General features: G+C 24.7%; 1 protein-coding gene. It reads left to right on the top strand.

Annotated elements, in window-relative coordinates; translation table 11 throughout:
- Window positions 1-324 (top strand): MarR family winged helix-turn-helix transcriptional regulator (locus tag GQX97_RS14600; RefSeq protein ID WP_232473457.1); only part of this gene is annotated, 324 nt, incomplete at its 5' end.
- Window positions 325-517: the final 193 nt, after the last annotated feature.

Below are 517 nucleotides of genomic sequence, written 5' to 3'. Positions count from 1 at the left end.
CAATTAATTGTATTAAAAGAACTTGCAAAAGAAGAAGGCATATCTCAAAAAGAATTATCTATAAGACTAGATAAAGACCAAAATACTGTAAAAGCCATGATAGATAAATTAGAAGTTAAATCATTTATAAAAAGAAAAGAAAATAAACTCGATAAAAGAGCTTTTTCATTATATCTCACAGAAAAGGCTAAAAAAGAATTGCCTATTATAGAAAATTATGAAAATCAAGTTTTAGATACAATAGTAAMAGAACTCAATCMAAATGATGCTGAAATAATAAAAAATACATTAAAGAAAATTAGAAGCAATATATCAGAAATATAAGGCAAAAGATAAAATTATTAAAACTTTATCTCCTGCCATTAAATTATTACTGATTAAATAATACMGCCTTAAAGTTTTTAGCAATATTGCATGCTACTTCATAATAATGATTAGAAGGCTCTTCTTCAAATACTTCATCAAGACACTCTTTAAATAGATTAAGCCAAGTGTCAAATAAGTTCATATCGAAAGG

The sequence above is a fragment of the Brachyspira sp. SAP_772 genome (assembly GCF_009755885.1).
GTDB lineage: Bacteria > Spirochaetota > Brachyspiria > Brachyspirales > Brachyspiraceae > Brachyspira.
Note: the sequence above shows the minus strand (reverse complement) of the source record. Positions and strands in the feature narration are given on the sequence as shown.